This window comes from Aeromonas sp. R7-1, assembly GCF_040908115.1.
Lineage (GTDB): Bacteria > Pseudomonadota > Gammaproteobacteria > Enterobacterales > Aeromonadaceae > Aeromonas > Aeromonas caviae.
Map to the genome: position 1 here is coordinate 14,624 of NZ_JBFODD010000019.1, position 24,688 is coordinate 39,311.

General features: G+C 61.3%; 19 protein-coding genes. 5 read left to right on the forward strand and 14 right to left on the reverse strand.

The window, feature by feature from the left end; genetic code table 11:
• Window positions 1-273: 273 nt before the first annotated feature.
• The 6 genes from AB5Y51_RS02800 to AB5Y51_RS02825 all read right to left on the reverse strand — a co-directional run bounded on the left by AB5Y51_RS02800 (window position 274) and on the right by AB5Y51_RS02825 (window position 11,437).
• Window positions 274-1,974: an AIPR family protein gene (locus AB5Y51_RS02800; RefSeq protein ID WP_368178032.1), complete on the reverse strand. Its 1,701-nt coding sequence runs from the start codon at window positions 1,972-1,974 to the stop codon at window positions 274-276.
• A gap of 113 nt (window positions 1,975-2,087) precedes the next feature.
• Window positions 2,088-2,648 carry a hypothetical protein gene (locus AB5Y51_RS02805; protein WP_368178033.1) on the reverse strand — a complete coding sequence of 187 codons (561 nt, stop codon included), beginning with the start codon at window positions 2,646-2,648 and terminating at the stop codon, window positions 2,088-2,090.
• A 728-nt stretch (window positions 2,649-3,376) separates the two neighbouring features.
• Window positions 3,377-4,966 (reverse strand): glutamine-hydrolyzing GMP synthase, encoded by a 1,590-nt coding sequence (gene guaA, locus AB5Y51_RS02810; RefSeq protein ID WP_010674550.1) that lies wholly within the window; start codon window positions 4,964-4,966, stop codon window positions 3,377-3,379.
• 84 nt (window positions 4,967-5,050) lie between these two features.
• The gene (guaB, locus tag AB5Y51_RS02815; protein WP_010674549.1) at window positions 5,051-6,514 is read right to left on the reverse strand and encodes an IMP dehydrogenase; all 1,464 of its coding nucleotides are present in this window, start codon (window positions 6,512-6,514) and stop codon (window positions 5,051-5,053) included.
• Between the two features lie 264 nt (window positions 6,515-6,778).
• Window positions 6,779-7,414 (reverse strand): YitT family protein, encoded by a 636-nt coding sequence (locus tag AB5Y51_RS02820; RefSeq protein ID WP_010674548.1) that lies wholly within the window; start codon window positions 7,412-7,414, stop codon window positions 6,779-6,781.
• Between the two features lie 816 nt (window positions 7,415-8,230).
• On the reverse strand, window positions 8,231-11,437 hold the full coding sequence (locus AB5Y51_RS02825) for an alpha-amylase family glycosyl hydrolase (protein ID WP_368178034.1): 3,207 nt from the start codon (window positions 11,435-11,437) through the stop codon (window positions 8,231-8,233).
• Between the two features lie 466 nt (window positions 11,438-11,903).
• On the opposite strand from AB5Y51_RS02825, the gene AB5Y51_RS02830 reads away from it, so the two are divergent.
• The 5 genes from AB5Y51_RS02830 to xseA all read left to right on the forward strand — a co-directional run bounded on the left by AB5Y51_RS02830 (window position 11,904) and on the right by xseA (window position 16,387).
• A complete protein-coding gene (locus AB5Y51_RS02830; RefSeq protein ID WP_323902079.1) occupies window positions 11,904-12,689 on the forward strand; it encodes an energy transducer TonB in 786 nt (261 codons plus the stop codon).
• A 2-nt stretch (window positions 12,690-12,691) separates the two neighbouring features.
• Complete coding sequence (locus AB5Y51_RS02835) at window positions 12,692-13,447, forward strand: MotA/TolQ/ExbB proton channel family protein (protein WP_368178035.1); 756 nt, start codon at window positions 12,692-12,694, stop codon at window positions 13,445-13,447.
• Complete coding sequence (locus AB5Y51_RS02840; RefSeq protein ID WP_042881928.1) at window positions 13,447-13,869, forward strand: biopolymer transporter ExbD; 423 nt, start codon at window positions 13,447-13,449, stop codon at window positions 13,867-13,869. Before AB5Y51_RS02835 ends, AB5Y51_RS02840 begins: the two co-directional genes overlap by 1 nt.
• Window positions 13,870-14,007: 138 nt before the next feature.
• The gene (locus tag AB5Y51_RS02845) at window positions 14,008-14,916 is read left to right on the forward strand and encodes a DMT family transporter (RefSeq protein ID WP_368178036.1); all 909 of its coding nucleotides are present in this window, start codon (window positions 14,008-14,010) and stop codon (window positions 14,914-14,916) included.
• Window positions 14,917-15,022: 106 nt separating this feature from the next.
• Window positions 15,023-16,387 carry an exodeoxyribonuclease VII large subunit gene (xseA, locus tag AB5Y51_RS02850; protein WP_368178037.1) on the forward strand — a complete coding sequence of 455 codons (1,365 nt, stop codon included), beginning with the start codon at window positions 15,023-15,025 and terminating at the stop codon, window positions 16,385-16,387.
• Between the two features lie 74 nt (window positions 16,388-16,461).
• Here xseA and hutW read toward each other — a convergent pair whose 3' ends face one another.
• From hutW to AB5Y51_RS02890, 8 genes are all read right to left on the reverse strand, one after another.
• Window positions 16,462-17,808 (reverse strand): heme anaerobic degradation radical SAM methyltransferase ChuW/HutW, encoded by a 1,347-nt coding sequence (gene hutW / locus AB5Y51_RS02855; protein ID WP_368178060.1) that lies wholly within the window; start codon window positions 17,806-17,808, stop codon window positions 16,462-16,464.
• A gap of 275 nt (window positions 17,809-18,083) precedes the next feature.
• The gene (locus AB5Y51_RS02860) at window positions 18,084-18,572 is read right to left on the reverse strand and encodes an OmpA family protein (RefSeq protein ID WP_010674543.1); all 489 of its coding nucleotides are present in this window, start codon (window positions 18,570-18,572) and stop codon (window positions 18,084-18,086) included.
• A 33-nt stretch (window positions 18,573-18,605) separates the two neighbouring features.
• Window positions 18,606-19,847, reverse strand: coding sequence for a diguanylate cyclase (locus tag AB5Y51_RS02865; protein ID WP_368178038.1), 1,242 nt, complete (start codon window positions 19,845-19,847; stop codon window positions 18,606-18,608).
• The gene (locus AB5Y51_RS02870; protein WP_323135246.1) at window positions 19,844-20,386 is read right to left on the reverse strand and encodes a YfiR family protein; all 543 of its coding nucleotides are present in this window, start codon (window positions 20,384-20,386) and stop codon (window positions 19,844-19,846) included. The genes AB5Y51_RS02865 and AB5Y51_RS02870 overlap by 4 nt, the downstream gene beginning before the upstream one ends.
• A gap of 198 nt (window positions 20,387-20,584) precedes the next feature.
• The gene (tyrR, locus tag AB5Y51_RS02875) at window positions 20,585-22,132 is read right to left on the reverse strand and encodes a transcriptional regulator TyrR (RefSeq protein ID WP_049637169.1); all 1,548 of its coding nucleotides are present in this window, start codon (window positions 22,130-22,132) and stop codon (window positions 20,585-20,587) included.
• A 142-nt stretch (window positions 22,133-22,274) separates the two neighbouring features.
• Window positions 22,275-22,613, reverse strand: a complete 339-nt coding sequence (locus tag AB5Y51_RS02880; protein WP_010674539.1) for a 4a-hydroxytetrahydrobiopterin dehydratase — start codon at window positions 22,611-22,613, stop codon at window positions 22,275-22,277.
• A gap of 41 nt (window positions 22,614-22,654) precedes the next feature.
• Window positions 22,655-23,449 carry a phenylalanine 4-monooxygenase gene (gene phhA / locus AB5Y51_RS02885; protein WP_128314133.1) on the reverse strand — a complete coding sequence of 265 codons (795 nt, stop codon included), beginning with the start codon at window positions 23,447-23,449 and terminating at the stop codon, window positions 22,655-22,657.
• Between the two features lie 166 nt (window positions 23,450-23,615).
• Window positions 23,616-24,659: a YcjF family protein gene (locus AB5Y51_RS02890; protein WP_368178039.1), complete on the reverse strand. Its 1,044-nt coding sequence runs from the start codon at window positions 24,657-24,659 to the stop codon at window positions 23,616-23,618.
• Window positions 24,660-24,688 lie beyond the last annotated feature (29 nt).

Here is a 24,688-nt window from a genome sequence, read left to right on the forward strand (position 1 = left end):
GCGATATACAGCGAGGAGATCAGAAAAATCGGGGTGCAGATCACCCCCTTTTATTGCTTTGGCAAGGCATGGTGCTCAGCTATGTCACCCCCTATCGAATTGACAAAGAGACACGTAGGGTGCAATAAGCGCAGCGCATTGCACCATTTGCTGAGCTGCTTTATGCAAGATATGAGGAACAAAAGTAGAGGTGCAATTTCATTGCACCCTACGGCACTTGAATAACGCCAGGCACACCAGCAGCGCGTAGCTCGGTCCGGGTGCTGCAACTTGTTAGCGTATCAACGCCAAAAGTTCACTTAGTGTTGCTTGCCTCTTAAGCTTATCCGTGCTGAGGTCATCGAGTGAAAGAATTACGCCTACACATTCTGATAACACATCATTTATCTTTTGTGACTGTGTTTTGAAGACCGTTGTAATCTTATTTGCGTAAGTTTCAGCCTTTTTACTATTGAGCTTTGGGATATCAGTTCCAGCAATTTTTGCACAAACAAGTGGAAGAATGTGCCATTTGTATTTGCGTACCGTGCTTGGGATAGCTCCATTCGACGTGAGGAGATGAATCCTATAAATGACAAGAGCACCTGCATAGTACAAAGCTGCCTTATTGTTATCAGAAAACAGCTGACTTCCGAGTTGGTCATACATTGCCTTAGGGTACTTAAAGGCCAAATCCGGACGTTTTAAATACATAGCTGCAAAAGCTCTAGCAACCGTATCTAAATCAATAATACGCAGTGCAGGCACATTCTTTCCGGTGTACTGGCGAAGTCGGCGTTCAAAATAAAGCCGTCCTTCCTCCCCTTCAAAAGTATTAAAATAGGCCTCAATTTCTCTAGCCATTGGGCTTAGTGATAAAAACTGGCGTCCTTCCACCTTGCTTTGAGAATTGGTGGCTTGAACGAGCTCTGTATATACATCCTCATCTTCCGCTTCAACAACTTTCACAGTGAGCATCATTTCATCAGAAATGGCACTTCGGTTTTCAAAAAGCACATGGGATGTTTGACAACCATTTACGATCTGTGGATCGCGAATATGTAATTTATTTGTCCGAACGACAACATCAGGGCTTACAATCGTAATCCCATTGTTTAAAACGGGGAAGCGTGTACGTTTTTGTGGATCGCTGATCGTTTCGGCAATCGATGAGTTTACGTCATTCGTACTTCCCAGATAATGCCTAACATTGTCCTCGAAGAGTTGTGAACGAATATTTCCATCGGCTGAAATTAATAGTTTTTCGACGAACTCTTTAGCCCTAATTACAGCTAAATATGACTCTTCTATTCCTTTAATTTGAGGGAGTCCTGCATGTGAATGCATCTCTAGATCGACCTCAATACCACTGTATGATGAAACCCACTCTGAAACTAGATAGTCTGCATTGACGAATTCTACCAATATCTGGTCAAAGCATTTTGTACTATAGATCTCTGACGTCATCTTTTTTCTCGCCTGGCAGTGAGGCTCCTGTGGCTCGTTACTTCCAGCAGTAGCATACACGGCTCTAATATTAGGACGCCCATTTTTAATCTTCGCGACGTTCTCAATAACTACATCGAGTGCCTCCCTTGCCTCCAATTGAACAGCGCATTCTGAACAGTAATCGTCCTCACTAATGAGACGAATAGTAGCCTCCTTAAACTTCAAAAAATCTCCTAGCTCTATCGAGGTGGAGGTCTTTGATTGAATAAATATGACTTGTACATCGTTATTTTTTCTCTGATTGTTAAGCGCCGCTCTGGCCTCTTCTTTGCCAATCACTAATTCTTCATTGATTATTACCGCGACGCCGTCAATCCCATCCTCACCGTCTCCGGTGGTAACGAGCTCAAGATCAAGCCGTTTTGCGATCTGGGATTGCAAAACAGCAAAATTAACAAATTTTTCAAATCGAACATCTTCAGTCTCAGATTCAACTGCGTGCTCCTGAGAAAACTGATTTAGGTGAGAGTTTATAATTCTATCCATGTTGATTTTCTCCGATAAAAATATTTTTCCGTAAGGCTAGCATTTGATTAATGGGGCGAAATATAGCCCACCCAGGTGAACAGAGCGAATGGTGTGAACCACTAGTTAGTGGTTCAACCATTTCGTATGCTGACAATATGCACATCATCTTCGCTTGTTTTTTCGGGATTTGATTTGGAACCGCGCAAAATTGACCCTGCATCTGTTTCTGAAAAGCTCACATGCGGTGGATGGGTGTGCTTTATTTGGAAAACATATTTGAGGTACAAGGCGAAAAAGGCTAGAGAAATTACTAATGTAATAGCTCCGAGTATTGATGAACTAATAGATAATCTCCCAGCGGTTTCTATTTTAATGTTTGTATTTAGAGATGACATGTCACCAAGGGTTATGGCGTAGTGTAGTTGGAGAAATGAAAATACCAATCCTGAGACAACAAGAGCTAAAACAACAAATGTTATTATCCAATTGGCTAGTATTTGTTGATCGAAAACTCTCTTCGGATACTCGAAGCGCCACATTAGATGGTTGATATAAGCTTTTTCGAGTTTTTGCCACTCTGGCGTTTTCAGTTCTTCTTCTTTCTTTGCGTCGCGAAGAGCCGACCATTCCTTTATTAGATCGGCAATTGCAACTGCCGAGGCACCTGCTGCAGTTTCAATTACGAAGCTCATGCGATTTCCTTGTTGGCCCAAACAGGGATTAAATTGAAGGCGGTACTAATTCAATAGCAGAGCCTTCCATATAACTCCGTTTCATCTTCATAACCACATAAAAGATCATTTTAAATCATGATATTAGTAAACTGTCCCTAGTATTTGAGTACATATGCTTTCATCAGTTGCGGCACCCACTTGCGTTCGGTCTGCTCGTGTCATTGCCAAATTACACCCAAGCTACCGCCCTGCGGCCTCCAGTTTGCTGCCTTTGACCCACTCGGTGTCTCTGGCCTGGTTCATCGGTGACGACAAAGAGGACATACCCAGACGGCTATCCTAGCGAGCATGAGAGACAAGAAAAAGCAGAAGGTGGGCGTTTCCCAAGCCAGATCAAGAAATTACCCCATCTTGGGGGACGTATCAGCCGCTCGCATCACCCTCTTGCATCAAGATGGGGCATCGATACGGCGGGTATCCGGCTCCATTGCCCACATGGCACCTGGTGGACAGGGGTTGCTCCCCCCTCCCCCGTCTGGAGAAACCGTAGTCTGCCGCCCTATGTGGACGCGATAGATGACGCTCTGCCGATCGCCCCAGGCACTCACCACGACAACATTGGCAACAGAGCCCTTACCTCCTTCGCCAGGAGCAAAATTTTCTCGCAAACGATTGGAAAAAGAAAAGGCGCCTCAAGGGCGCCTTTTTGACAGTTTTGCGTTACCGCTGGGAGAGGCGTTAACCGCTTATTCCCATTCGATGGTTGCGGGCGGCTTGCCGGAGACGTCGTACACCACGCGGGAGATGCCGTTGATCTCGTTGATGATGCGATTCGACACGTGGCCGAGGAAGTCGTACGGCAGGTGGGCCCAGTGGGCGGTCATGAAGTCGATGGTCTCGACGGCGCGCAGGGCAATGACCCAGTCGTACTTGCGGCCATCACCCATGACGCCGACGGAGCGCACCGGCAGGAAGACGGCGAACGCCTGGCTGACCTGGTTGTAGAGGTCGGCCTTGCGCAGCTCTTCGATGAAGATGGCGTCAGCCTTGCGCAGCAAGTCGCAGTACTCTTTCTTCACTTCGCCAAGCACGCGCACGCCCAGGCCCGGACCCGGGAAGGGGTGACGGTAGAGCATGTCGTAGGGCAGGCCGAGTTCGAGGCCGACGCGGCGCACTTCGTCCTTGAACAGCTCGCGCAGCGGCTCCACCAGCCCCATCTTCATCTCTTCCGGCAGGCCGCCGACGTTGTGGTGGGACTTGATGACGTGGGCCTTGCCGGTCTTGCTGGCAGCGGATTCGATGACGTCCGGGTAGATGGTGCCCTGGGCCAGCCACTTGGCGTTCTTGAGCTTCTTGGACTCGTCGTCGAACACTTCGACGAAGACGCGGCCGATGGTCTTGCGCTTGGCTTCCGGCTCGTCGATGCCCGCGAGAGCGGAGAGGAAGCGCTCTTCGGCATCGACCTTGATGATGTTCAGGCCGAAGTGATCGCCGAACATGTCCATCACCTGCTGGCCTTCGTTCAGGCGCAGCAGGCCGTTGTCGACGAAGACGCAGGTCAGGCGATCGCCGATGGCGCGGTGCACCAGCATGGCGACCACGGAGGAGTCCACGCCGCCGGAGAGGCCCAGGATCACCTCGTCGTCACCCACCTGCTCGCGGATGCGGGCAACGGCGTCGTCGATGATGGTGGCCGGGGTCCAGAGGCATTCGCAGCCGCAGATGTCCTTGACGAAGTGCTCCAGCATACGGGCACCCTGACGGGTGTGGGTCACTTCCGGGTGGAACTGCACGCCGTAGAAGCGCTTGGCTTCGTCGGCCATGGCGGCATGGGGGCAGGTCGCGGTCTGGGCGATGGTGGTGAAACCGGCGGGGATCTCGGTGACCTTGTCGCCGTGGCTCATCCAGACATCCAGCAGGGCATTGCCGTTGTCGGCAATGGCGTCTTCGATGTTGCGCAAGAGAGCGCTGGTCTTGCCGGACTGGCCCAGCACTTCGACCTGGGCGTAGCCGAATTCACGCAGGTTGGAGGACTGCACCTTGCCGCCGAGCTGCTCGGACATGGTCTGCATGCCGTAGCAGATACCGAACACCGGCACACCGGCGTTGAATACGTACTCGGGGGCGCGCGGGCTGCCCGCCTCGGTCACGGATTCCGGGCCGCCGGAGAGGATGATGCCGCTCGGGTTGAACTCGCGGATCTGCTCTTCGGTTACATCCCAGGCCCACAGCTCGCAGTAGACGCCGATTTCACGGACGCGACGGGCGATGAGCTGGGTGTACTGGGAACCGAAATCCAGGATAAGGATACGGTGGGCGTGAATGTCTTTAGTCATTTTATTCCTGCATCAGGCTGATGTTGTCACAAAAAGCACGGGATAAAAAAAGGGTGGAAAAACGGGGCGCAGAGCCCCGTTTCATCAGCCCATCCGGTAGTTGGGGGCTTCTTTGGTAATGGTCACGTCGTGAACGTGGGACTCTTTCATCCCGGCGCCAGAGATGCGCACGAACTCGGCCTTGGTGCGCATGTCGTCGATGGTCGCGCTGCCGGTCAGGCCCATGGAGGAGCGCAGGCCGCCCATCTGCTGGTGGATGATCTCTTTGAGGCGGCCCTTGTACGGCACGCGCCCTTCGATCCCTTCCGGCACCAGCTTGTCGGCGGCGTTGTCGGTCTGGAAGTAACGGTCGCTGGAGCCCTTGGACATGGCACCCAGAGAGCCCATGCCGCGGTAGGACTTGAAGGAGCGGCCCTGATAGAGCTCGATCTCGCCCGGCGCCTCTTCGGTACCGGCAAACATGGAGCCCACCATGACGCAGCTTGCGCCCGCGGCGATGGCCTTGGCCACGTCGCCGGAGAAGCGGATGCCACCATCGGCAATCACCGGCACGCCGGTGCCTTCCAGGGCGTCGACGGCGTCGGAGATGGCGGTGATCTGGGGCACGCCCACGCCGGTCACGATACGGGTAGTACAGATGGAGCCCGGGCCGATACCGACCTTGACGGCGTTGACACCCGCTTCCACCAGCGCCTTGGCGCCAGCGGCGGTGGCGACGTTGCCGCCGATGATTTGCAGGTCAGGATAGGCTTCACGGGTCGCCTTGATGCGATCCAGCACGCCCTGGGAGTGGCCGTGGGAGGAGTCAATCAGCAGCACGTCCACACCGGCTTCCACCAGGGCGGCGACGCGCTCTTCGTTGCCTGCGCCGGCACCGACGGCGGCACCGACCCGCAGACGGCCACGCTCGTCTTTGCAGGCGTTGGGCTTGCGCTCGGCTTTCTGGAAGTCCTTCACGGTGATCATGCCCTTGAGCTTGAAGTCGCCGTTGACCACCAGCACCTTCTCGATGCGGTGCTTTTGCATCAGAGCCACCACCTCTTCACGAGGGGCCCCTTCACGCACGGTCACCAGACGATCTTTCTGGGTCATGATCTGTTCGACGGTCTGGGAGAGATCGATGACGAAGCGCACGTCACGGCCGGTGATGATACCCACCAGCTGGTTGCCGTCAGTCACCACGGGGTAACCGGCGAAACCGTTCTTGTGGCTCAGCTCCTTGATCTGGGCGATGGTCATGTCAGGGCGCACGGTAACGGGGTCGCTGACCACGCCGCTCTCGTACTTCTTGACCTTGCGCACTTCGGCAGCCTGCTGCTCGATGGACATGTTCTTGTGAATGAAGCCGATACCGCCTTCCTGGGCCAGTGCGATAGCCAGACGGGCTTCGGTCACTGTGTCCATGGCAGCGGAGATCATCGGAATATTCAGCGTGATCGCAGACGTGAGCTTGGTACGCAGGTCGGCGGTATTGGGGAGAACAGTGGAGTGGGCTGGAACCAACAGTACATCGTCGAAGGTCAGCGCTTCTTTGGCAATCCTGAGCATGGCAATATCTCACCGTTGAGGAGTGGGGGTGTAAAATATTGCCGACAAATTTTACTCATGCATTGGGCAGTGGTAAAGAAGTTTTTTGAATTTTTTATGGCGTAGCCCGATTTAACGCCACCAACAGGGCAAAAAACCAATAAATTCAGCCGTAACCATGCCGTTTTTCCCGACAAGATGATCTTTTTTGCCGTTGAGCCCCTTTCTGCCGCCAGTCTCCCGGAACGACCTTTTTTCCCTCTCAGCCGTCAGCCAGACCGGCGGTCAGTTCCCCTGATAGCGGCCCGGCTTGTGCCAGTTCATCAGCATGGCGTTCATGGCCAGCGCACTCAGGGTTGACCAGAGCAGCAGGGGAAGCGGCAGGGTGAGCAGAGAGAGCGCAAACACCAGCACATCCAGCACCATCTGGCTCTTTCCCGCATTGATGCCGGTGCGCCGTTGCAGCCAGAGCGTCACCACGCCGGTGCCCCCCACGGAGGCATTGTGGCGCGCCAGAGACAAGACCCCCATGCCGAGGAAGGTTCCCCCCACCAGGGCGGCAAACAGGGGATGGACATAGCTCACCGTCAGTAGCAGCGGCACCGCCTGGGTGGCCGCCGAGAGGGCGACGTTGACGATCAGCGTCTTGAGGGTGAAGGCGCGCCCCATGGTGACGTAGCAGAACACCATGAAGGGCAGGTTCACCAGAAAGAAGAGCACGCCGATGGGCAGGGTGCTGACATGGGCGATCAGCAGGGCGATGCCCGCGATGCCGCCGGTGATCATGCCGGAACACTTGAGCAGATTGAGCCCCACGGCGATGAACATGACCCCGAGCACCATGCCGTAGACATCGTCCTTGAGGGTATGGGCCAGCCCCCTGCCCGCAGCCGCTGGCTGCATGGTCATTTCACCTTCCATATGACTCCTTAGATCCGATGTGATGGTGGCATCCGTTGCCCGACAACCAGGCCGCATTGGGGCTGATGGCGGCGACCCGATCACCTTGCCGTCCCCACCCCCCCAATCTTGCGCTCCCCCGCCCCCTAATGTCGCCATCATGGGGATGACAAGGCACAGCAAAAAGAGCGCCAATCAAAACAAGAGTCCGCGATAACATAAATAATCGGATTTAAATTCCGATAAATGCGCAATATGCAGGTCGAATGCACCACTTCCGTGATCGGCCATCACAGTGGCGCAGCATGTTTACCCGAGTCACCGAAAAAGGCCTCGTGCTATCCCCTTCACAGCCCGGTTTTTCGGCAGATCATGTCGATACGATGCCGCTTTTCAGCATGGATGATGCTTGTCATGGGGGAAATCCGGGGGCCAAACGGTGTGTTTCTTCGGGGCGGGCTCCAGGGGCGGATGTGGACATTACGCACCAATAAAGTGCAGTTGCACCAATATAGAGCAACCGAGTGGCACGGTTTGCCTTGCACCGCGGTGCAAAGGCGACATGGGCACCGCTTTGCTCACTGCCATGAGCACTGCAATATGCAGAGCATGGAGTGACTCGGGCGGCGGATGCACCACTCCCCTTCCCTCTAGCCCCCTGCCCATGAGCGTGCTGGTCGCGAGTCCACAGGTCTGTCCATCCATCAGCCCCTCCGCAGCCAGAGTCCCATCAGGATGGGGCATCCATTCAGGCAGAAGGCAGAAGGCAGAAGGCAGAAGGCAGAATAAAAAAGTCGGCCCGAAGGCCGACTCGCTGCACCCTGTGACAGGGCTTCCTTACTTGAGGTATTTGCCGTCCGCGCCCACCTTGCCTGGGCCGTTCAGTACCCAGACCCGCGCCGAATAGGCGGGCACCGCAAAGCTCAGGCTGCCGTTGCTGACGCTCTGGCTCGCACCGGTTACCGCGTCCGTGTAGGTGCCGTTCTTCAGGCCACTCAGGTTTATCTGCTGGGCCGAGTTGGCCGCAAGGCCCACGGCAGCGTAGCTCCCTTGGGCGCTCAGATCACGCACGAAGCTGATGCCGCTCCCCCACTCGTTCACCTGGCTCATGGGCGCCTTTTGCAGGGCGGGCACCGCCTTGCGGATCTGGTTCAGGCGCTTGATGTGCTGATAGAGCGGGTGGCTCGGGGTGGCGGGGTTGTCCAGCACCTCCCCGTAGTAGGCACGACCGGTCTGATCCACCGTCATGGTGGCCCCGTCGATGTCCTGGGGCTTGCCCGCCTGGAACATCACCTCCTCCCCGTAGTAGAGGGTCGGGATCCCCCGCGCCGTCCAGAGCAGGTTGTAGGTCATGGCCGCATTCCCCTCTTCCCCGCCGTAGCGGTACTTGAAGTCATTGTCCGGCCCCACGTCGTGGTTCTGGAAGAAGGTGATGAGCTTGGTGGCATCCCCATAGACCCAATCCATGGCGAAGATCCCCCCTACCCCGCCAAAGTTCCCCCGGGTGACGTTGTCACGGAAGGTGGAGAACAGCGAGAAGTCCAGCACAGAGAGGCCGGAATCGCCCCCTGCACGGGGATTGGCCGGGTTCGGCGTGGTGCGGGTATACCACCAGGGGCGGATCACCGCCGAGGCATTGTCGTTGGCCAGCTCAGAGCCCCATCCGGTGCCCTTGACCAGGTTTTCGCCAAAGACGAACAGCCCCGGCTTGTGGGCCTGCCAGTCATGGACATAGGTCAGCAGTTCGTCCCGCTCGATGTGTTTCAAGGTATCGATGCGAATCGCATCCACCCCCATGTCGAGGTACTGACGAATGGCGCCGTTGAGGTAGTCCTTAACGTTCTGGTTGCCGGTGGCGAGATCGATGCAGTCCCCCGCCATGTGCTTGCGCTGCAGGGCGAGCGGGCTCTCCCAGTCACCGCCGGACATGAAACCGTCCAGGTGATACCAGGCGGGATCCAGGGTCTGGGCGTCGATGCCGAAGAAGCGGTTGGGGTTGTAGCCTGCGCTCGGCACGGTGGCGCCGGTCTTGGGGTCTACCAGGGGCTGGGTGCCCGCCGGATCGGACTGGCAGCGAGCCTTGTACCAGTCGGGAGCCACCGGGTTGTCGTCGTCACAGCGGTTGGCGCTGGCGTAGTCCCCGAGATTGCCCTGATAGGGGCCATTGTTGATGAGTCCCTGGCTCGACCCCGCCGGTACGTAGTATTTGACGGGCAGGCGATCGATCCAGGTCTTGCCGCGCAGACCGTACTGGCTCGAGTGGTTGAGCACCACATCCTGGATCACCTTGAGCCCCTTGGCGTGGGCCGCCTGGATGAACTCCCGGTAACCCGCCCCCGGCGACTCCAGACGGGGATCGACCCGGTAGAAATCGTAGGCATGGTAGCCGTGGTAGTCGAGGCCGGAGCGGTTCTCCACCGGCGGCGTCACCCAGATGGCGGTGAAGCCGAGATCCTTGATGTAGTCGAGCTTGGCGATCAACCCCTTGAAGTCGCCACGCCACTGGGGATCCCCCGCCTTGTAGCGATCCCGGTTGTAGTAGTTGTTGCTGGCATCGCCATCATAGAAGCGGGCAGTCAGCAGGAAGTAGATGCTCTCGGCACGAAAATCGCCGCTCGCCACTCCCTGCTCGCCGATGCGGTACTCGAAGCGTTGCTCGCGCTGATTGCCGCTGGCGTCGATGGCAAGGGTGCGGATCACCAGATCGGTGCCGCTCCCCTTGTCACTCGCCAGCAGGGGCTGGCCTGCATAGCGGGCCGATGCCGTGGTGGGCTGGCTGCCGTCCGTCGTGAAATGCACGGCGGGGGCGCTGTCCTGATCGTCGCTCACTCCCAGGGTGATGGACTGGCTGTCCACATAACTCCCCGGGGACGGGGTGGCCGTCACCGTGGGGGCCTGCAGATCGGCCCCGGCCAGCGTCTCCACCTCGATGGCCTTGCGCAGGCTGTCAAAACAGATGCGATAACTGGTGTTGGCGCTGACCAGGTAATCCTGGGCCGGATACGCCTCGGTCCAGTCCCCCTTGTGGTCAATCTTGAAGCGGGGGTTGTTGCTGCCAAAGGCCTGCTCGGTGCAGAAGATGGTGCCATCCTCGCTGGTCATGGGGGTGAGCCCCCAGTTGTTGGCCGTGCCCCGGAAGTACCAGCTATCGCTGCTCTGTCCTACCCCGACCACCACGCTCACGCTGCTGCTGCCCTTGGCGCCCTGATCGTCGGTGACCGTGAGGCCATAGGTGAAGGTGCCGGTCTGGGTGGTGTTGACGACGATGCTCTCCGTGGTTTCGCCGCTGCTCCACAGATAGCTCGCGATCTGGCCGTCGGGATCCGTGGAGTCGCTGCCGCTCAAGGTGAGCGACGCCCCCTGGGTCACGTTCACCGTCCCCCCCGGGGTGATGACCGCGAGCGGCGGCTGGTTGTCATCCCCAAGGGGGGTGATGCTGTAGGCCAGGGTCTGATCGTTGACCTGGATGCGCACCGTGCCCACGGTGCTCCAGAAGATGTCGCCGCCACTTTTCTCCAGCACGCCGTCGCCGTTGCTGTCGCCAAAGTTGACGGCCCAGTCGCCAGCCTGATCAAACTTGAGGCGCTGGCTCGCCTTGCCATCCAGGTAGGCTTCCACCTGCCACAGGTGATCCCCTACCAGGGTCATGGGGAGGCTGGCCCAGCCGTTGAAGGTGCCGCGCACGTTGAGCTGCGGCAAGGTGCTGGCAAACCCCGAGGCCTCGCAACTGGCCACCGCCGTCGCGCTCACCGCCTGGGTGCTCGCGTTGATGCGGATCTGGTACGCCGTGTTGGCATTGACCCCGTAGTCGGCCGCCGGGTAGCTCTGCTGCCAGTTGCCGTACCTGTCTATCTTGAAGCGCGGGCCGCCGCTGGCATCCCCGCTCACGAAGCGCTGGCAGGTATCAAAATTGACGCCGTCCGTCGACGTCATGGCGGTCGCCGCCCATCCATTCGCGGTGCCCCGGAAGAACCACTCCGCCGCCGTGCTCGGCGCCGTGATCAGGGTTCCCAACAATCCGGCCGCGAGTATCCATCTAGCCATTGATAGTCCTTTATTTTCATTGTTTGTGTGTGATGCCGGTGTGTCCCGGCATTCCCCCATCCGCAACGTCCCGCCTTCGAATGAGTCACGCCAGTCTAGGGCGTGCACTGGTCGATTCATGGCCAATACGTATGAAATGTGACCGAAATCGCTCCGTGGATAATGCAGATGTGATTGATAGCGCTTTCATTTCTGCTTGAGCGAGGGAGAGAGCGGCGCGACCCGCTGTGGCGCCCCCCTGACATGGACAGTCCCTGGGCGTGTCTGCCCCGAAGGCGCTCCCTTTCTCGCCTCCAATCATGGCTCGGGGCGGCCCTGGCGCTGACGCACCTGATTAAAACGCGATTGATAATGTTTCTTGTTTGCAGGCTATCCGATGGCGCATGCTGGGCGCCGAGGCCCGGTTTCGGGGCCAATCCCATCGACATTCGAGTACGAATATGACGACCAGCGAGAAGGCAGGCTGATGGACGCCTGCGCAATGAGGCCGACCTTTGGCCGCGACAAGCCGGCATTTGGCCCGGTTCACCTTGCCTGCCTGGCCGTCGCCCTTGCCCTGCATCTCGCCCTCCTCTGGCTGATGCAAGGCAGCCGCCCCGCCCCCGTCACGCCCCCCGAGCCCATCACCTTGTCTGCCCGCTGGGCCGGCGAGTCGGACAAAGATGACGCACCGGCCAAGCCGGCGGCGCCAGCGGCCACTCCGGCTCCCCCTCGGGAGGTGAAGAAACCGGCACCTGTGCCGCCGAAAGTGGTCAAGCCGGTCGTCAAGAAACCGGCTCCCAAACCGGCGCCCACTCCGCCAAAGCCCAAGCCAGTACCGATGACCAAACCAGCGCCATTGGCCAGGGCCGAGCCGGTGGTCGAGCCCTCTGCGCCTGCTACCCCGCAGACGGCGGCCAATACCCAGAGCGCGAGTGGCGCCAGTGCGCCGCCGACCAAGTCCCGCCAGACTGGGGCCGGGGCCGGCAGCAGTGCCCCCATCGCACGGGATGCCAGGCTGAACAACCCCGAGCCTCCCTACCCTCCGGAGTCACGCCGACGGGGAGAAGAGGGGCGCGTGGTATTGAAGGTCCGAGTCAGCAAGGAGGGCACCGCCGAGTCGGTCGACGTGGAGCAGAGCAGTGGTCATCGACGCCTGGACATGGTCGCCCGCAAGACCGTCAGCCGTTGGCGCTTCATTCCAGCCAAACAGAACAATACCGCCGTCCCAGCCTGGACAGGGGTTACCATTATTTTCAAGCTAGGAAACTAACCATGAATCCGGAAATCGAAACGAGCGGGATGGGCATAACGCATCTGCTCAGCCAAAACACCGGGGTGGGCCTGATCCCGCTGATCCTGCTGGTACTGATGTCGCTCGGCACCTGCTACTACGGGTTGCTCAAGCTCTGGCTTGACCATCGCGAGCAGCGCCTGAACGCCCGTTTCCTGGGGGCCTTCTGGCACCATGAGAGCGTGCAGGCGATGACGAACCAGCTCGCCCAGACGCCCCCTGAAGAAGCCTGCGGCAGGATAACGAGTGCGGCACTGACGGCGGTTGCCCAGATTGAGCGATCCCAGGGACGGGCCGCCTCCCTCAAGCTGGGTTCCCCCGACGACTTCTTGCTGCGCGCCCTGCGCCAGACCATCAGCGCGGAGCGGATCCGCCTCGAGCACGGCTTGGCCTTCCTCGCCTCCGTCGGCTCCGCGGCCCCCTTCATCGGGCTCTTTGGCACCGTCTGGGGCATCTATCACGCCCTGCTGGCCATAGGGGCCGCGGGCCAGAGCAGCCTGGACAAGGTCGCAGGCCCGGTCGGTGAGGCCCTCATCATGACCGGCTTCGGTCTCGCCGTCGCCCTGCCGGCGGTGCTTATCTACAACTTCTTCGTGCGCCGCAACCGCCTCAAACTCGCGGCGCTGGACGAGTTTGCCTACGACCTGTTCGCCCTGCTGGTGACCGGCGTGGAGCAGAGCGCCTCCAGGGTGACGCCACTGGCCGCCGTCGACAGCGCCAAGCAGGGGCAGATGTAATGGCTTTCGGCAAACTTCCCGGGGAATCGGACGAGCAGCCCCTCTGTGAGATCAACATGATCCCGATGATCGACGTCATGCTGGTGTTGCTCATCGTCTTCATGATCACCGCCCCCCTGCTCACCAACGCGGTCAAGCTCGAGTTGCCCGAGGCCAGCAGCCAGGTCAATCAGCCCAAGCAGGAGGATGTGATCCTCTCCATCGACGGTGCCGGCAAGATCTACTGGAACGACAAGCAGGTCGATGAGACGGCGCTGCTCGCCGAGATGGTCAAGGCCAGCGAGGCCAAGCCGGAGATCCCCGAGATCCAGCTGCGCATCGACAAGCGCGTGGAGTACGGCGCCATCGCCAAGGTGATGGCACAGGCCTCCCAGCACGGGTTACACAAGATAGCGTTCGTCAGCCAGCCTGAAAGCGAGTGATGGCCAGGAAGAGAGCAACTCGTGTAACAAGGCATCACCCAGGTGGTGCCTTGTTTATTGGCCCCCCCTATACCCGGTTGCCAGCGGCGGGACTGCCCTGCATGATGCAAGGCCGCCCCGCCATTTCAAGGAGAGAAGATGAGACCATCGGATTACCTGAGGCTGCTGGTGCTGGCGGCCATCTGGGGCGCCAGCTTTTTGTTCATGCGCATCGCGGCGCCCGCCTTTGGCTCGGTCAACACCACCTTCCTGCGGGTCTTCTTCGCCCTCGTCGGGCTCGCCGCCATGCTCCTGCTGCTGTGCACTCCCATGCAGTTTCAGGGCAAGCTCAAATCCATCATGGTGCTTGGCATCATCAACTCCGGCGTCCCCTTCCTGATGTATGCCGTGGCGGCCCTCTGGCTGCCCGCAGGGTATTCCGCCATCCTCAACGCCACCACGCCCCTGATGGGCGCCCTCATCGGCTTCTCCTTCTTTCACGAGGCGCTGACCTTGCGCAAGTGGGCCGGGGTGATGCTGGGGCTGGTGGGCATCGGGCTCATCACCACCACCGGGGAGGTCGACCTGAGCGGCCAACTGGCCATCGGGGTGCTGGCCTGCCTCATCGCCACCGCCTGCTATGGCTGCGCCGGCTTTCTGACGAGGCGCTGGGTCACCGAGCGGGGAGGCCTGGACGCCAAACTGGTGGCCTTTGGCAGCCAGATAGGGGCCGTCCTCTTCCTGCTTCCCTTCTTCGGCTACACCCTGGCGACCGGCCCCGCCGTCGACTGGGCCCAACCTGACGTCTGGGCCAGCGTGCTGGCGGTCGGCTTCCTCTGCACCGCCTTCGCCTATCTGCTCTATTTCAGGCTGATCGCCGATATCGGCCCCCTGCGAAGCCTCACTGTCACCTTCCTCATTCCGCCCTTCGGCATCCTCTGGGGCTATCTGGTGCTGGGGGAAACCCTCACCGGCGGCTTCGTGTTCGGCGGCGCCGTAGTCTGCCTCGCGGTCTGGCTGGTCACCAGCCCCGCCAAAGCCGTCAAGTCGGCCAAGGCACAAGCCTAGGCTCCGCGTCATCTGCCGGGCCCATGGCTCGGCAGATGGGCGCAACTGGGGTAAGATGACCCCCATCGTTTCTCCCGCCCCGGCGGACACCACAGCAGGGCCAGCCTTGAATCACCTCGAACCCGCCAGTCAGAGCAGACAACAGCAGATCTTCACCGTCACCCGCCTCAACAGCGCCGTGCGCATGATCCTGGAGCAGGATCTGGGGCTGGTGTGGCTGACCGGGGAGCTCTCGAACCTCGCGATGCCAAGTTCCGGCCACTGGTACTTCTCCCTCAAGGACATGTCGGCCCAGGTGCGCTGCGCCATGTTCAAGGGCAACAACCGCCGGGTGCCGTTCCGTCCCCAGGATGGCATGCAGGTGCTGGTGCAGGCGCGAGTCTCCCTCTATGAACCCCGGGGCGACTACCAGCTCATCATCGAGTCCATGCAGCCCGCCGGGGATGGCATGCTGGCCCTGCGCTTCGAGGAGCTCAAGCGCCGCCTCGGTGCCGAAGGGCTCTTTGACGAAGGGCGCAAGCGCCCCTTGCCCCGGGAACCCCGCGCCGTGGGGCTGGTCACCTCCGCCACCGGCGCCGCCCTGCACGACATGCTGACCGTCTTGCGCCGCCGCGCCCCGGACTTGCCCGTTTTCATCTACCCGACCCAGGTGCAGGGGAGCGCCGCCACCGCCCAGATCGTCTCGGCCATCATGCTTGCCAATCGCCGCGCCGAGGTGGATGTGCTCATCGTCGGACGCGGCGGCGGTTCCCTTGAAGATCTCTGGTGCTTCAACGAAGAGGCGGTGGCACGGGCCATCGCAGGCTCCGCCATCCCCGTGGTGAGCGCCGTAGGACACGAGGTGGACGTCACCATCAGCGACTTTGCCGCCGACCTTCGTGCCCCCACCCCCTCTGCCGCCGCCGAGCTGGTGGCGCCTGACAGGAGCACCCGCGCCCAGCGCCTCGTGCACCTGCGCCAGCGGCTCACCCAGGCCATGAGCCGTCACCAGGTCGCCGCCCGCCATGGCTTCGTCCTGCTGCAGAAGCGGCTCGATCATCAGGATCCCAAGCGACGGCTGGAGCAGCAGTCCCAGCGCCTCGACGAGCTCGACCGCCGCTTGCAGCAGCACCTGCGTGATCGCCTGCACCAGGGGGAGCGGCGCCTCGCCAACCTCGAGCTGCGCTTACAAGCCCAGAGCCCCGAGAAGGCGCTGGCCGCCGGGAAGCGCCGCCACCAGCTTGCCGAGGAGCGCCTCCATGCCCTCATCGCAAAACGCCAGGATCTCGCCCGCCACCGCCTCGCCATGCTGGGAGCCCGCCTCGACGGTATCAGCCCGCTGGCCACCCTGGGGCGCGGTTACGCCATCGTGCGCACCCCCTCCGGGGAGGTGATCCGCCGCGCATCCCAGGTCAATGCAGGCCAGACCCTGATCACCACCCTCGCAGAGGGAGCGCTGCGAGTGCGGGTGGACGAGGTCCACCAGCCATAACGAACAAGGGGGGCACATCAAGTGCCCCCCTTGTCTATCATCCCCTCTTTGCCCGGCCCTCTCGGCCAGCGCACTCACACCAGTGAATGGCGCACCGCCTGCGCCGGATCGGCAGACGCCGTATCCGACCCCGCCAGCGGGTTGGTCTGTAAGTATTCAAACAACCCGGCCTGCAAATTCACGTTCCAGAAACGCCCCGCCAGGGTGAGGGCGAGACGCTCGGCCGAGAGCCGTGCCAACCCGTGTCGCTGCCAGGCCTCAAAGAGCGGCATCAAGTGGGAGACCAGCCCCTGTGGCAATTGAGACAACGCCAACCATCCGGTGTCGAGCCCTCCTCGCAGCAGGCCGTCGAGACGGGCATCAGGATTGGGCCTCATCACCATGCCGGGAGCACGCACGCCCTTCGCCTGCGCCTCATGCCAGGGCGCCAGATCCCGGCCATACATGAGGCCGTGGCCGTGAATGTTGCCCCCCGCCCCTGCGCCGAAGGGCAGGATCTCGGCGCCCCACTTGGCCATCTGGTTGTAGCGGCTCTGCTCGGCATCGGTGCGCCGCCAGTGGCTGCAGGAGAGCCGATCCCAGCCCCCCGCCTCCAGCGTCCGTGCCCCGTCGGCATACATGACTGCCCGCTGCTGGCCATCGGCGGCCCAGCCCAGGGTGCCTTTCTCGTCGGCGCGCGCCAGGTTGGTGCCCGCCATGGAGATAAGTTGATAGAGATCCACCCCGTGCACCCCGCTCGCCATCACATCCGCGATATCCTGGCGCCACACGGCCTCATCTTGCCCCGGCAGACCGAAGATGAGATCCGCCACGATCACCGCCTCGTTGTGGCGGGTCAGCGCCGCCAGCCGGGACAGCAAGGTCTCCCTGTCATCGAAGCGGGCCGCCTGCTGGCGCACGCGGGTATCAAAACTCTGCACGCCGAACGAGAAGCGGTTGAAACCGCCCGCCAGGGCCGTCTGCCACTTCTCGTCATCAAAGCCGTTGAGCCGCCCCTCCAGGGTCAGCTCCGCATCCACGGTCAGGGGAAAACGGCGGATGGCGCTGGCCAGGCGGGCGAGATCGCCCGCCGCCATGTCGGTTGGCGTGCCGCCCCCCACATAGACCGCCGAAAAAGGCCGGCTCTGGACGAGCGGCGTCTCGGCTGCCTGGTGCAGCGACCCGCAGAGTGCCTCCATGTAGCGGCTCATGCGCGCCGGATTGGCGCCGTTTTCGAAGAAGTTGCAAAAACTGCAGCGCTTGCGGCAAAACGGGATATGGATATAGAGCGCTCGGGCCTTGGCCTCGCTCTCATGCTGCCACCAGGCTTGCCAGCCGGCATCGTCCAGCATCAGGGGGGCGGCCCCTCCCCGGCTGGCATGGGCCGACGTCTTGGCGGTGAAGGCGAATTTAAGGGGATCCGGGGTACAAAGCCCTGTCATGGTCGAAGAAAGCTGGAGAGTCGTCACTGGGGTTACCCTGCGTAAATAACGCAAATGATAACGAATATCAGTTGCAGGTATTTGTGCTGGATCAAGTCGGGAAGGATTGAGCCGTCACTCTGTCCCCATCAGGGCAGCAGCGCGTCAGGCAAGGAAGGCGTGAAACAACAAGGGAAGAGAGCCACTCTCCCACTGGAGAGTGGTGGCACACACAGGATCAGGCGGTTGATTCAAGGCTCCCGACGGGAGCGCCGCGCCGATACCGGCTGACGGGGTCAGCCATTGCCGATGATGATGGCAACCCGGCGATTTTCCGCTCGTCCGGCAGCGGTCGCGTTGTCGGCGATGGGCGCCTCTTCTCCGCGGCCGCGGATATCCAGGTTCCCCTGGGGCATGCCCACCGACACCAGGACATCGGCCACCGACCGTGCCCGCTTGAGGGAGAGTTGCTGGTTGTAGGCCTCATCACCGTTGGAGTCGGTATGACCGTCCACCCGGGCCCGGTTCAGTCCTACCTCAATCAGGGCCTTGCCGAGTTTCTCCACCACCTGGCGGGTCTCGGGGTTGAGGGCCCCCACATTGTTGGCGAACAGCACCTTGTTGGAGATATCCAGGGTCCATCCCTCGTCGGTCAGGTGAAAGCCCTGCTCCTTCAAGGCGGCGATCTGCTCCGCCGTGAGCCCCTGGGGAGGGCTCTGGCACGCCGCCAGCACACTCAGCAACAGTGCCACCAGGCCCGCTTTGATCGGGTTCAACATGCGCATTCTTATCATCCTTTCACTATTTCCGGTTCAACTTCACGTGCTCGTTTTTCGTGTTTCTCTCTCCTCCCTGCGTTGTCGTTTGGCTTGATACATGGCGTCGTCTGCCCATTGCAGCAGGGCATCCGCCGTCTTCCCCTGCTCGGGATAGCGGGCAGAGCCGATGCTGATCCCCACCCCGAGATGGCGACCGTCACTCAATACCACGGGGGTGTTCATGGCCTGCTGCACTCGCCCTATCACCTCGCGCACCTCGTCCTCCCCATGGATCGGGGTCAGGAGGATGACGAACTCATCTCCCCCCAGCCGGCAGACCAGATCCAGGGGCCTGAGCTGATGCTGCACCCGCCGCGCCACGGAGATCAGCACTTCGTCGCCGATGCTGTGGCCCAGGTTGTCATTGATCTGCTTGAAACGATCGCAATCCAGATAGAGCAGGGCAAAACCTTCATGCCCCTTGTTGCCTGCCAGGATGGCCTGCTCCATGCGAGCCTCGAACAGAGCGCGGTTGGGCAGACCGGTCAGGGGATCATGGGTTGCCTGATGCAGCAGGCTGGCGTTCTCCCGCTTCTGGTGGGCCTGCCAGGCTTCCAGCTCATCGAGCAGCGAATTGAAATCCTCACCCAGCTCGTGCAGCTCGGCGATATTGGCCGCCGGCACCCGCTCCTTGAGAGCCCGCTGGCGGCTGACGTTGTAAGCCACCTCGGTCAGGGCCTTGAGGGGTGCCGTGATGGAGCGCTGCATCCGGCGCGCCACATGGAGTGCCCCGAGAATACTGATGAGCAGGCACACCAGGGTAGCCAGCAAGGTCTGCAACAGGAATCGCAACAGGTACTGGCCGTGACCGACCAGATGCACCCTGGCTATCTCCTTGTGCTCGCGCACCATGGGGAGCACCACGGGCCCCGGCAGGATCAGGCGGGCCAGATGCTGCTCCAGGGTGGTCCAGGGGGTAGTGATGTCCCGGCGCCAGCTCGCCAGCACCTGGCCGTCCGGCAGCACTATGCTGGCGCTGGCTATGTCTTCCCGGGAGGTGATGGTCTCCAGGGCATCCAGTGCCGCCTCCTTGTCATGGAAGACCACGGCCGCCTCAGTGGTGTAGCTGATGGCCCGCGCCACCAGCTTGAGGTTGTGATCCGCATAAAGGCGCAGCGCCAGCAGCGCCGTGACGGTCAGAAACAGCCCGGCCATGCAGACGGCAGTCAGGGAGATCATCATGTGGGTGCGCCCCAGACTCTGTCGCAGGGTAAGCCGGGGAGTGGCGTGATGGACCATCATCGCAGCTCCTCATCGGCTCGCGCGAGCTTGAGCACGGCCGGGTGCACTCGCACACCGCTGCGGGCCAGCGCATCCAGATTGACCCGAAAACGCACCCTCTCCTCCCCGGCCTGCAGACAGAAGACCGCATCGGCGATGCACTCGCGGCTCTGCTCGCTGATGCTGAGGATGGCGTGACCGCGCAGGCGCTCGAACAGGGAGAGGCGCTGCGCCGGTGCCAGCCCCCCCAGATAGATGACGTCACAGCGCTGGATCAGCGCCTCGTCGTCCATGTCGTAGTGATGGACCTCCACCGGTCGGCCATTGGCCTGCCGTTCGATGGTCAGAAGGGATGACGCATATTCCGTCGGTGCCGTGATGCAGAGCCGAAGTCTGGCGGGCTCGCTAGGCCAGCGGGTGTAACTGAGGATATCGAGCACGGTCTGGCGCACCATGTCGCTGCGCGCCTCGGCGGAGGTTGCCGCCATGGCCTGGTTTGCCAGCATCAGCATGCAGCACAGTGGCGCCAGCCACATCAGTAACCGGAGGTAACAAAACATCTGCATGGTGCCCGCGAGAGTGTCAAGGTCGGCGCCGGGGTCACCCGACGCCCATGATGAGAGTGCCTGCATGGCACCGCACCGAGCTTACCAGCCAGGTGGTCAGCCCCCAGAGGCAAGTGGCACGGTTGCGTCACCGGGTGTCGCAGCCGTGCCTGCAAGGCGCTCAATGCCCCAGGCAGACACTGTCCATCGACACTACTTCTTGCCAATCCCATATTCGCGCAACTTGTTGGCGATGGCGGTATGGGAGACACCGAGCCGTTTGGCCAGTTGGCGGGTGGAGGGGAACGCCGGGTAGAGCCGCTCCAGCAGGCGGCTCTCGAAACGCTTCACCGCCTCGTCGAGCCCCCCTTCGAACCACTCGTCGATGAGCGGCATGGCATCGGCCGCCACCGGCAAGTCCACGTGCTCGGGTCCAATCTCGTCCCCTTCCAGCAGGGTCATGGCCCGATAGAGGCAGTTGCGCAACTGGCGCACGTTGCCGGGCCAGCGGTAGGCGGTGAGGTACTCGGCCATGTTGCGGGTAAAGCGCGGACGCGGGCGCTGCAGTTCGCTCGCAAAGCGCGACACGAACTGCTGGGCCAGGGCCATGATGTCCGCCTTGCGCTCGCGCAGCGGCGGCAGATTGAGGCTAAGCACATTGAGGCGGTAGTAGAGATCTTCGCGAAACTTCCCTTCATGGACCAGATCCAGCAACTGCTTCTGGGTGGTGCAGATGAAGCGCACGTTGACCCTCACCTCCTGCTCGTCACCGACCCGGCGAAACACGCCATCTTGCAGCACCCGCAGGAACTTGGTCTGCAGATGGGGGGACATGTCGCCGATCTCGTCCAGCATCAGGGTGCCGCCGCTGGCCAGCTCCAGCACCCCGCGCTTGCCCTCGGTGTTGTTGCCAAAGGCGCCGGGGGCATAGCCGAACAGCTCGCTCTCGGCCACGTTGTCCGGCATGGCCGCGCAGTTGAGCGCCATGAAGGGGTGGCTGGAGCGCAGGCTGGCGCCGTGGCAGGCCCGGGCCAGCAATTCTTTGCCGGTGCCGGTCTCCCCCACGATGAGCAAGGGAGCGTCCTGCATCGCGAGCTTGGCTGCCTGGACCAGCACCTCTTTCATCTTCTGGCTCTCGGCCTGGAGGTGCTCAAAGCCCCCCACTTCCACCGCGTGCAGGGCACTGAAGTGCATGCCGACCCGGCGGGCGGATTTGAGCACCACCACGGCGCCGGCCAGAGCCTGCTTGCCCTTCTCTTCGGCCACGAACAGCGGCATCAGATCGCCCAGGTACTCTTCGCCACCGAGGCTCAGCTTGCAGGTCTGGGGCTTGATCTCCCCCGACTCCAGCCAGCGGCCAAACGAGAAGCCCTTGACCAGGGAGGAGATCGCCACGCCGCGCACCTCGTCCGGTGGCAACGCAAGGGTGGTGAGGGCGGCCTGGTTGGCCTGGGTCACCCGCCCCTTGCTGTCGAGGGAGAAGACCAGGTCCGGCAGCGCCTTGAGCAGGGCCTCTATCTCGTGGTGCTCCCGCTCGGAGGGCATGTAGGGGATGGTCTTGACGTCATAGACGCCGGGAATGCGGCGAATTTCCGGCATCAGATGCTGAAAGTCACGGAACTCCAGCTCGGGAAAATTGAGATAGATGATGCCTGAGGTATCGATTTCGATGCCGCGCAGATCGATGTTGTGCTCCACCAGTCGGTCGAGCAATTCCCGGGTCAGGCCCAGACGGTCTTCACAGCTGACTTCAAGACGCATTCGGCACACACTTCCTAGCTAACATTCTGAATAACGGGATAATACAGACTCGATCCCGCCAGTGCGAGCGCTCCCCCACAAAAATGCGGGCCTGCCCCGCTTTCACCGGACAGGCCCTGTCTGCGTTGGCGCCAGACGGCGGTTACTTCATCAGACCGTCGGTGCGGGCTGCCATGATGAAGTCGTTGCGATGCAAGCCGCCTATCTTGTGGGTCCACCAGCTCACGGTCACCTTGCCCCATTCAAGCAAGATCGCCGGATGATGGAACTCCGCCTCCGCCAGTTCTCCGAGGCGGTTGGTGAACGCCAGCCCCTCCTTGAAGTTGCGAAACACAAATTCACGACGCAGTTGCAGCTCGCCGTTGACCACCAGGGGCTGCCAGTCGGGGATGAGGTGCATCAGCTCCCCCAGCTCCTGATCGCTCACCCTGGGGGCATCGGCGCGGCACGCCTCGCATCGTTGACTCGCCAGTTCAGTCATTCGGGACTCCTTTCATGAAACATCGTGGGAATGAATACGGGTCAGCTCGCCTGCTTGCCGGCAACGGGGGCAAAGCGGGGTGGACGCAGGCCAAGACGACGGGCCTCGGCCACGGCCGCCATGATCCCCTGCCCCTCCAGACCATAGAGGGTATCGAGACGAGGCAGCACGAAATAGGTCGGCTGCATGATGTCGATGCGATAGGGGGTACGCAGGATCTCCAGCAGATCGAAGGGTTGCAGCTCGGGCTTGCCCGAGAGGGCATAGGCGGTCTCGCCGATGGAGGAGAGAATGCCGCCGCCGTAGATGCGCAGCCCCTCCTCCCCTTGCAGGAGACCGAACTCCACCGTGAACCAGTAGAGCCGCGCCAGATAGACCCGCTCCTCCTTGCTGGCATGGAGTCCGAGCCGACCATACAGGTGGGTGAAGTGGGCAAAGGCCGGGTTGGTCAGCATGGCGCAGTGGCCGAAGATCTCGTGGAAGATGTCGGGCTCTTGCAGGTAGTCGAGCTCGTCCCGGCGGCGAATGAAGGTGGCGACGGGAAAACGGCGATCAGCGAGCAGCGCGAAGAAGTGATCAAAGGAGATGAGGGCCGGCACCGCTGCCACCGACCAGCCGGTGGCGGGCATCAGGGCGGCATTGATCTCGCCCAGCTGGGGGATGCGGTCCAGAGGCAGGCCGAGGCGTGCCAATCCGGCCTGGTATTCGTCGCAGGCCTTGCCATCGAGCGCCGCAAGCTGGCGTGCAATCAGGATCCGCCAGGTGCCGTGCTCCTTGTCCGTGTAGTGGATCCTGCCCTGCCCATCCGGTTGGCGGGCCGTGTAGAGACTTGCCATGAGTGCTCCCATCCTTCGGGTGCCAGCCGCCATCCGGGCGGTCACTGGCCGTTGAGTCATGGGATCACTGTAACGGTTTGCCCCTCAAAAAAGCAGCCGACCCCGGGGTCGGCTGCTTTTGACAATTGTAAATAATTTGTGACATCCATGTCGGGTGCCAGCCACCTCACGACTTGTTGAGATAACCCGCCAACTGGCCGATCAGCCGCTTGCGCAGCTCGCCCAGTTTCGGCTTCTCGTCGGCACACCAGGGGAGCGGACGACAGGCTTCCATGGTACGCATCCCGAGGCGCGCGGTGAGCAACCCGGCCCCGACCCCTTGGGCGGCGCGGGCGGAGAGCTTGGCGGTCAGCTCGGCGCCCAGCAGATCCATCCCTACCTCGGTCACCAGCTCGGTGGCCCCCGCATAGAGCATGTTGCGAAACACCTGACGAATGAGGCGGATGCGGCTCCAGTAGCCGAGCTCGATGGCATAGACATCGGCGATGTCCTCGATCATCCGCAGGTTGCGCCAGAGCATCAGCATCATGTCGACGGTGGCGAGCGGGCTCAGGGCCACCAGCACGGCGGCCTCCCCTGACCATTTGGCGACGCGGGCCTGGGCCAGCTTGTCCCGCTCGGTGAGCACCAGCTGGCTGTAGAGGGTCAGCACTTCCCGATCGCTGTGGCTCTCGTCAAGCTGGGATAGCCAGGTGCGATACCCTTCCCGTCCCTTGTCACCGCTCTTCTCGGCAAGGGCCTCGCAGAAGGCCTGCCCCTGACCGACCCCCTGATGGGCCAGCAGATCCTCGGCTCTTGAGCGCACATCCTGGCGTCGCTTCAAGGTGCGCAGCCGCAGCCATTCGCGCCCCACCACCCCGGCGGTGCCCACCGCCACCAGGCCGGAGGCGAGCAGCCAGGCCCCGCCCCAGAAGGGGGAGGCGGCAAACTGATCCACCAGAAAAGCGCCAAACTGGCCAAGCGACAGCAGCCCCACCCCGCCCAGCCCCCAGGCCAGCAGACGATGGCGGCGCCGAGGCCTGACGTTAAGCGCGGGTTCCACCTCGGTGAGCTCGTCCAGCGCCTCCAGAGGCTCGAAGCTCTCCTCTTCCAGCCGCCGGGCCGGGGCCGGTGGCTGCACTTCGCTTGCCACCGAGGGCGCGGGCTCCAGCGTCACCTTGCCTTGCAGGGGAGCGGCGTCATCGGTGCGCCATCTTGTCTGATCGTTCATCGCATTCTCTCCTGTGGGCGCCCCTCGAG